A 5,785-nucleotide genomic window follows, 5' to 3' on the forward strand; every position below is an offset into this window, starting at 1 on the left:
GACCTGCGCTACAACATGGAAATCACGCTGGAAGAGGCCTTTTCCGGCAAGACCGCGCAGATCCACGTGCCGGCTTCCATTTCCTGCTCGGAATGCTCCGGCAGCGGCGCCAAGCCCGGCACGCAGCCGGTGACCTGCTCGATGTGCCACGGCCACGGCAAGGTGCGCGCCACGCAAGGCTTCTTCTCGATCGAGCGCACCTGCCCGCAATGCCAGGGCCGCGGCCAGACGATCAAGGACCCTTGCCCGAAATGCGCTGGACAGGGCCGCGTCACCGAGGAGCGCTCGCTGTCGGTCAACATCCCGGCCGGCATCGAGGACGGCACCCGCATCCGGCTTGCCAATGAGGGCGAGGCGGGCTTGCGCGGCGGACCGTCCGGCGACCTTTACATCTTCCTGGCGGTGAAGCCGCACGAATTCTTCCAGCGCGACGGCGCCGACCTTTATTGCAAGGTGCCGATCTCGATGACGACGGCCGCCCTTGGCGGCTCCTTCGAGGTCACCACGCTCGACGGCACGCAGACCAAGGTGAAAGTGCCGGAAGGCACGCAGAACGGCCGCCAGTTCCGCCTCAAGGGCAAGGGCATGCCGGTGCTGCGCCAGCCCAATGTCGGCGACCTCTACATCCAGACGGCGGTCGAGACGCCGCAGAATCTTTCGCGCCGCCAGCGCGAATTGCTGGAAGAGTTCGAGCAGCTCTCCTCAAAGGACAATTCGCCTCAGTCGAGCGGCTTCTTCGCCCGCATGAAGGACTTTTTCGAGTCGTTCGGCGAAAACTGATCGTCACGCGCCGCATTGCGCACGGCCTGGGAGGGCGATCCGCTTCCCAAGCGTCATCAACATCTTATGCCAGCTTGACGCCTTGCCTTGTCCCACCCACCTGCTAAGTAGCGGATCGGGGGGCGAGCATTGAGGAGAGCTCTGATGGCACGTAGTCCCGGATTGCGCAAAGCGCTGGCGGAAAAATTCGACGACGAGCTGAAGTTCTTCAAAGGCTGGATCGACAAGCCGAAAACGGTCGGCTCGATCGTCCCCACCAGTTCCGTCACCGCCCGCAAGATGGCCTCGATCGTCAATCCGAGATCTGGCCTGCCCGTGCTTGAAGTGGGGCCAGGCACCGGCGTCATCACCCGCGCCATCCTCGCCCTGGGCGTGAAGCCGGAAAATCTCTACGCGGTCGAATATTCGACCGACTTCGTGCGGCATCTGCGCGGGCTCTATCCCGGCGTCAACGTGATCGAGGGCGACGCCTTCAATCTAAATGCCACGCTCGGCGAGAAGCGCGACATGGTGTTCGATTCGGTCGTCTCCGGCGTGCCGCTGCTCAATTTCCCGGTCGCCCAGCGCATCGCCTATATCGAAAGCCTGCTCGACCGCATTCCCGCCGGACGGCCGATCGTGCAGCTGACCTACGGCCCGCTGTCGCCGATCCCGGCGGGGCGCGGCGACTACACCGTCGAGCATTTCGATTTCATCTTCCGCAACATCCCGCCGACGCAGCTGTGGATCTATCGCCGCGCGGCGCATTAGGGTTAAGGGAGTAGGGGAGAAAGGCAGTAGGGAAATAGGGAATGAACGTTCAGTTTCCGCACTATCCCTACTGCCCTATTCCCTTACTCCCCTACTCCCTTAGCGAAGCAGGCCCATGGCAGTGATCCCACGAATCCTCGTCTTCGCCGGCTCGGTCCGGACCGGCGCCTATAGCGGCCGGACCGCCGATGTGGCGCAGAAGGAATTGGCCGTGCAGGGCGCGGAAGTGACGCGCATCTCGCTTGGCGACTATCCGCTGCCGATCATGGACGAGGACCTGGAAAAGGAAAAAGGCATCCCCGAGAACGCGCTCAGGCTCGGGCGTCAGATCGCCATGCATGATGGACTTTTGATCGCGACGCCCGAATATAACGGCTCGATCCCGCCATTGCTGAAGAACGCGATCGACTGGGTGAGCCGGATACGGCGTGAGGGCAGCCGCACCTTCAGGCCGCTTGCCGGCAAGCCGGTCGGGCTCTGCTCGTCGTCGGAGGGCAAATTCGCCGGCATACGCTGCATCAACCATCTGCGCGCGGTGCTGGTGCGCTGCCAGATGGAGGTGATCACGCCGGAATGCTCGGTCTCCGAGGCCGACGAAGCCTTCGCCGAGGACGGACAATTCAGGGACGCCAGACTACACCAATCGATGGAGCGCCTATGCCGTACACTGATGGAAACCTCGCGCATGCTGTCGACCCGGATCGAGGCGTGATCAATTTCGCGGAGGCAGACACGATGCGGGACCGTTTGATCGTCGGGCTCGACCTGCCGACGCTGAGCGAGGCCGAGAAAGCGGTGCGCGAGCTCGAAGGCGCCGTTTCCTTCTACAAGATCGGCTACCAGCTGGCCTTCGCCGGCGGACTGGACTTCGCGCGGGAGCTCGCCAGCGGCGGCACCAAAGTGTTCCTCGACATGAAGCTGCTCGACATCGACAACACCGTGGCCAAGGGCGTGGAGAACATCGTCAAAATGGGTGTCTCGATGCTGACGCTGCATGCCTATCCCAAAACGATGAGAGCGGCTGTCGAGGCGGCCAAAGGCAGCGATCTGTGCCTGCTTGGTGTGACGGTGCTGACCTCGATGGACGAGCAGGACATGATCGACGCCGGCTATGAATACGACCCGCACACGCTGGTGCTCAGGCGCTCCGAACAGGCGCTGCATGCCGGCATGGGCGGCATCGTCTGCTCGGCGGAAGAGGCCGAAGCGGTGCGCCGCATCGTCGGCCCCGACCTGGCGGTGGTGACGCCGGGCATCCGCCCGTCGGGCAGCGACCATGGCGACCAGAAACGCGTGGTGACGCCGGCGCAGGCGATCCGCAACGGCGCCAGCCATCTCGTCGTCGGCCGGCCGATCGTCAAGGCGCCGGACCGCCGCGCCGCGGCTGAGGCGATAATCGCCGAGATGCAGTCGGCCTGAGGACCGGTTCTGAAACTCTACTCCGGCGGTCATCTGGCGGCGTTTTCTGCGCTTCCGGTACTCACGTACTTTAAGTACGCTCCGCTCCGGTTCTCGAAAAAACCACCAGCTGCCTCACCGGAGCGACTTTCGGAACCGGTCCTCGCTCCGTGCGCGCAAACAGGAGGAACGCAATGCCCAAGGGATATTGGATCGCTCGCGTCGATGTGCGCGACGCCGAGGGATACAAGGATTATGTCGCCGCCGCGAAGCTCGCCTTCGATCGCTTCGGCGCGAAATTCCTGGCGCGCGGCGGCGAGCATGAAAAGGCCGAAGGGCCGGGCCGCGCCCGCAACGTCATCATCGAGTTCGAATCGCTGGCCGTGGCGCATGACTGCTACCACTCGCCGGAATACCAGCGCGCCGCCGCCATTCGCCAGAAAGTGGCCGACGGCGAGATCGTGCTGGTCGAGGGCGTTTAGCGAAAGAGCCTATTGGCCGCCGTCTCGGCCATCGCATCCGCGAGGCTCATGCCCCATTCCCTGCGGCAATAGTCGCGAAAATCGAAGCAAGGCAGGCCGGGGCAGACCTCGAATTCGATGAGATGGACGGTGTCGTCGGCCTCGACCCTAAAGTCGACGGAAAAGACATCTTTCAGGCCGAGACCGCTTATCAGTTTTTGCGCGATGGCGCGGATTTTTCGATCCGCCGCCGGCTGGCTGGCGCCGACAGCCTCCAGCTCCGGCTCGACATAGGTGCCCGCATCCTTCGCGGCCTGGCCGGTGTCGCCATAAAGCGCCATCGAGTCGGCCATGGTCTGGAAGTCGCCGCCGGAATCGACGAAGAAGATGCCAAGCGCTTCGACGCCGGTTTCGGGCTTCAGCCCAAGGAAGCTCGCGCGCACATTGCGGCCGGCGACATAGGGCTGGACGACGACGTCGTCGCGGTAATGGGAAAAGACGCGCCGGCTAAGGTCCAGCGCATGGCCGAGGTCGGCAATGCGCGAATCCGGCCAGATGCCGATCTTGGCGCCGAGCCGGTTCGGCTTGACGAACCAGCCCTTGGGCGAGGCCGGCGGCTCGACCAGCCATTCGCCGTTGCGGGCAAGGCCGGCTTGCGGCACCGGCAGGCCGAGCGCGCAGAGCACGGCGCCGCAGCGGAACTTGTCCTGGCAGAGCGCGAACAGCGAATCGTCGGCGCCGATGGTGCGCAGGCCATTGAGGCGGGCGAGCGCCGGTGAAGCGCCGCCACGGAAATAGGCAATGCCGTCGGTCAGCGTCCAGACCAGCGTTGTTGCGGGATCGGCCTTTGCCAGAACCGGCGCCGCGTCGTCGAGCTCGACAGGCTTGAAAGCGAGACCGCGCTTCTCGCAGGCGGCGGCGAGCAAGTCGAATTCGGGCGCAAGGTCGGTCGACTGCGCCAGATAGGACGAAATTTCCAGGACACGATCCGCCGGGTATCCGTCGGCGGACAGGCGGTCGAGGCAGGCCTTTTCCGGCTCGTAGACGAGGATGAGGGTCGGCTGCGGCATCGAATGCTCCGGGCGAAATCAGGCGCTACCATCGCATGGCCGCAGCGGCCGGCTTGCGGGAAACCGACCGGCCTAAAGGCGATTGCCTGATACTGTTCAACCGTCTTATGCGATCAGCACGCGTGGCTCGAAGCGGCCGTTGACCGGGATATCGAGCAGGAAGGTCATGCCGGCTTGCGGATCGAGAGCGCGCTGTTTTTCGTCCTTGCCGCTCCAGGCCGAGGTCACGGCGAGGCGATCGGCTTTCGCGCCGACAAAGGCGGGGCAGGAAGCCTGCGTCACCGGCATGGCGATCTCGCGCAGCAGCGTGCCGTCCGGCGCATAGGCCTTCACCGCCTTGCCGCCCCAGACGGCGTTCCACAGAACCCCGTCGCGGTCGACGACCGAACCGTCGATATAGCCTTTCGAGGAGCGATGATCGACGAACACCTTCACTTCGCCGGCCGGCAGGCCGGTCGCCGGATCGCAGGCGACGCGCATCAGCAGCCCGGTCGCTGTGTCGGTGTAGTAGGCAATCGTGCCGTCCTGGGAAAAACAGATCGAGTTCGAGACGGTGATGCCGGAAAACAGCCGGCGCAATTCGCCCTTGAAGAACCAGTAGATCGAGCCCGCGCCCTTCTCCTCGCCCTTGCCCATCGTGCCGGTCCACAGCGCGCCGCAGGGATGGACGCGGGAATCGTTGGATCGCGTCACCGGATTGTCGGCCTCGATCGGCGTGTGCAGCGTCAGCCTGCCGGTTTTCACGTCGCGGACCTGCAGGCCGATCTCGGTGGCGATGAGCTGGCGATCGGCGTCGATGACGGCGATGGCGCTGGCCATGACGCCGAGGTCATGCACCTTCAGCGCGCCGGCGAGCGGCTTTTCCAGAAGCTTGCCGTTGACGATGTCGAACCAGAACAGCGTGTCGGTGGCGGGATCGTAGCTCGGGCCTTCGCCGAGCTCGCAGATGTGGTCGGAAAAAACCGAAACGCCGTCCATTGTCATCCTCCGAAAGCTTCATCCCAGGCGGCGACCGCGGCGCTGGCGCGCCGCGCCACGTCCTCAACCGTCGCGCCCGGCTTGTAGAGACTGGATCCAAGACCGAAGACGCTGACGCCGACCGCCTTGTAGCCGGCAAAATCCTTGTCGGAGACGCCGCCGACCGCGCCGATCAGCGTCGCTGCCGGCAGCACGGCGCGGATCGCCGCGATGCCGCTCGCTCCAAGTACGCTCGCCGGGAAGAATTTCAGCGCCGAGGCGCCGAGCCGGATCGCCTGGAAGGCTTCCGTGGGCGTGAACACGCCAGGCATCGTCACCATGCCGTGCTGCATGGCGCGGCCCATGACC

Annotated in this window: 7 protein-coding genes and 1 pseudogene; 5 read left to right on the forward strand and 3 right to left on the reverse strand. The window is 64.6% G+C overall.

The annotated features are described in order from the left end of the window. From EOA28_RS22465 to EOA28_RS22485, 5 genes are all read left to right on the forward strand, one after another. Positions 1–780: molecular chaperone DnaJ (locus EOA28_RS22465; RefSeq protein WP_148670806.1), on the forward strand; the 780-nt coding region annotated here is incomplete at its 5' end. A gap of 144 nt (positions 781–924) precedes the next feature. Next, the gene (pmtA, locus tag EOA28_RS22470; protein WP_128315277.1) at positions 925–1,530 is read left to right on the forward strand and encodes a phospholipid N-methyltransferase PmtA; all 606 of its coding nucleotides are present in this window, start codon (positions 925–927) and stop codon (positions 1,528–1,530) included. A gap of 115 nt (positions 1,531–1,645) precedes the next feature. Next, the gene (locus EOA28_RS22475) at positions 1,646–2,242 is read left to right on the forward strand and encodes an NADPH-dependent FMN reductase (protein ID WP_127251057.1); all 597 of its coding nucleotides are present in this window, start codon (positions 1,646–1,648) and stop codon (positions 2,240–2,242) included. A 23-nt stretch (positions 2,243–2,265) separates the two neighbouring features. After that, on the forward strand, positions 2,266–2,949 hold the full coding sequence (gene pyrF, locus EOA28_RS22480) for an orotidine-5'-phosphate decarboxylase (RefSeq protein WP_245463434.1): 684 nt from the start codon (positions 2,266–2,268) through the stop codon (positions 2,947–2,949). Between the two features lie 173 nt (positions 2,950–3,122). After that, entirely contained in the window at positions 3,123–3,410 is a 288-nt protein-coding gene (locus EOA28_RS22485) for a DUF1330 domain-containing protein (protein WP_095769448.1), read from the forward strand. Here the strand turns inward: EOA28_RS22485 and EOA28_RS22490 are convergent. From EOA28_RS22490 to EOA28_RS22500, 3 genes and pseudogenes are all read right to left on the reverse strand, one after another. Next, the gene (locus EOA28_RS22490) at positions 3,407–4,459 is read right to left on the reverse strand and encodes a D-alanine:D-lactate ligase-like protein (RefSeq protein ID WP_127386225.1); all 1,053 of its coding nucleotides are present in this window, start codon (positions 4,457–4,459) and stop codon (positions 3,407–3,409) included. The genes EOA28_RS22485 and EOA28_RS22490 overlap by 4 nt on opposite strands. Positions 4,460–4,564: 105 nt before the next feature. Beyond that, the gene (locus EOA28_RS22495) at positions 4,565–5,443 is read right to left on the reverse strand and encodes an SMP-30/gluconolactonase/LRE family protein (protein ID WP_127252530.1); all 879 of its coding nucleotides are present in this window, start codon (positions 5,441–5,443) and stop codon (positions 4,565–4,567) included. Continuing rightward, positions 5,440–5,785 (reverse strand): annotated as a pseudogene (locus tag EOA28_RS22500) (2-dehydro-3-deoxy-6-phosphogalactonate aldolase); the annotation flags it as partial. The pseudogene EOA28_RS22500 and the gene EOA28_RS22495, both read right to left, overlap by 4 nt.

The organism is Mesorhizobium sp. M2A.F.Ca.ET.067.02.1.1, assembly GCF_004023285.1.
Classification (GTDB): Bacteria; Pseudomonadota; Alphaproteobacteria; order Rhizobiales; family Rhizobiaceae; genus Mesorhizobium.